Annotated in this window: 2 protein-coding genes; both read right to left on the bottom strand. The window is 70.6% G+C overall.

Annotated elements, in window-relative coordinates:
- A partial coding sequence (locus tag ACWCV3_RS28670) for a hypothetical protein (RefSeq protein ID WP_451230199.1) occupies positions 1–549 on the bottom strand: 549 nt, incomplete at its 3' end.
- Positions 549–2,485, bottom strand: a 1,937-nt coding sequence (locus ACWCV3_RS28665; protein ID WP_451230195.1) for a transglycosylase SLT domain-containing protein, incomplete at its 5' end; no start/stop codon positions are given. The genes ACWCV3_RS28665 and ACWCV3_RS28670, both read right to left, overlap by 1 nt.

The following is a 2,485-nucleotide window of genomic DNA, read 5'->3' as shown; positions in this document are numbered from 1 at the left end:
GGCGCTGTCGTCCACCCGCATGACGTCCGTACCCACCGAGTCGGTGAACGTCGCAGGGGCGTATGCGGAGCTGGCCCGGACGTGGACCAGCCAGTCGTTGGCGGTCGTCGTGGTGAGGGAGTGGTGCGCCTGCGTGGCGCCGGTGCCGGGAGCGGCCTGCCACCACCACGTCTCGATGGGGTTGGTGATCTCCACGCCGCTGTAGGCGACCGTCCACGCCAGCACCCACGGTGCGCCGGCCGGCCAGGTGCTGCGGGAGAACGACAGCGGCACCGAGCTGCCCAGCGCGCCGTTGTCCACGCGGGCGTAGAAGCCGACCATCGGCGGGGCGTAGTAGGGCGTCTGCACGGACGGGGCGACGCTGGCCTGTGCGCCCCGGGTCCATCCGGCCGGCGTGGCGGTCAGGTTCGTGTTGTCGTCGGTGACGACGAACATCATCAGGTAGTCGCCGGCGACGTGGCCGGGCGGCAGCGGGACGAGCGGCGTGGCGGCGGACTGGCCGACGTCGAACTTCAGCCGGGCGCTCGCGGAGCGGAAGGCGATGGCCATCAGGCGCTACCCCCCAGCGCCTTGGGCAGCCGGCGCTTGACGCGCAGACTCTCCAGCGAGCCGACCAGCCAGTCCTCGGCCTGCTGCCGGGAGGCGATCACGCCGTGGTTCTCCACCGTCAGGTGCACGACGGCCCCGGCGGCCGGGCCCTGCCGGGCGGAGGACCGCGCGCTGCGGATCTTCGTCCCGGCGGGCAGCTTGGCCAGCTCGGGCCCGTCCTCGCCGACCCAGTGCCAGCCGGGCGCGGAGCCCATGGTGCCCAGCCGGTACCCGCCGGCCCGTCCGTACGCGCTGGACAGCGACCCGTACGCGGACAGTGCGTACTTCATGGACGAGTAGACGTTGGCGGCCGGGTTGACGGACGTGCCGTACATGAACGGGCCGACGTTGCGGTACTTCCCGGCGTAGTGCTGGAACGTCGGCCCGATCACCTGCATCAGGCCGACCGACGGGTGGCCGGCGAGCCAGTTGGAGTCCCACCGGTTGACGATGTTGGGGTTGCCGCCGCTCTCCTGGTTCATGCGGCGCAGCGTGATGTCGGTCAGCGACAGCGGCTGGCCGACCTCGCGGAGCATCGCCTGGACGACGCCGGTCCAGCGCTTCACCCCGGACCCCCCGCTGCCGCCGGACGGGCCGAGGCCGACGCCGGACAGCAGGTTGTCCTTGACGGATTTCACGGCGCGGACGAGGCCGGTCACGGCCATCGCCGGGAACCGGGCCACCATGCGCTGCCACGGCGCGTCCTTCAGGTGCTTGAGCAGTTCCAGCGGCGCCTTGAGAAGCTTGGTCGCCTTGCCGACCGGGTCTTCCAGGAAGCCCAGCGCGCCCTTGCCGAGGCTGACCGCCTTCCCGGCCGCCGAGGACACCGCGTGGCCGATGGTGCCGAGGATGCCGCCGGACTCGTAGAAGTGCGCGCCGGCGGCCCGCCACAGGTTCAGCGCCCGCGCCCGGTACTTCGGGTCCGTCGGGATGACGAATTCCGGGTGGCTCGGGTTGCCCTCGCCGACGATGGCGGTCGGCTGGTTGTAGACGCCCGCGTTGCCTCCGGTGGTGCCGCCGGCCGCGAGCAGTTTGATTCGGCCCAGCTTGTTCTTTATGCCGATCCACCCGGAGATGCGGTCCCAGACGTTGTAGAGACCGTGGTTCCATACGTGGTCCAGCACCCAGTTGACGGGACTGCGCGTCTTGCTGCGGATACCGGACCAGGCGGTGCCGAGCCCGTCGCGCATGGAGGAGAAGAACCCGACGACGCGGCCCTTCATGGTCTGCGCCCAGCCGGGGATCGTCTTGGTGAAGTGGTTGCCGAGGGGGTTGAGCACACGGTTCTTTATCGAGCCGTACGTGCCGGTCAGGCTGTCCCGCAGCGACGCCCACCGGTCGGCCACCCGGGATTTCAGGCTCCCCGCCCACCCGGGGATCGTCTTGGTGAAGAACCCGCCGAGCGGGCCGAAGACCCGGTCCCGCATCGAGTTGTAGGCACTGCGGGCGCCGTCCCGCAGGGCGTACCAGCGGTCCACCACGCGGTTCCTCAGACTCCCCGCCCAGCCGGGGATCGTGCGGGTGAAGAACCCGCCGAGGGGTTCCAGCACACCCCGCTTGAGCGAGCCCCAGATGTTCTGGAGTCCGGTCACCTGGCTGCGCCAGAGCCCCAGCACGCGGGCCTTCATCCCCGAGGCCGCGTCCGGGATGACCCGGGTGAAGAAGTGGACGATCGGCTGCCCGACGTGGGCGCCGAGGAAGGAGACCAGCCCGGCGACTCCGGCCAGCATCCCGTTGAGCAGTCCGTGCATGAGGTGGCCGCCGAGCGCGGCCATCACGGTGGACGGCGAGTGGATGCCGAACACGGCCTTGAAGTAGTCGACTATGCCGCCCCACAGCATCTTGAAGAACGCGGGGACGGACTGGGTGAAGAACGTCGTGGCGCCGTGCCACAGTC

Source organism: Streptomyces sp. NPDC001781, from assembly GCF_053596035.1.
Note: the sequence above shows the minus strand (reverse complement) of the source record. Positions and strands in the feature narration are given on the sequence as shown.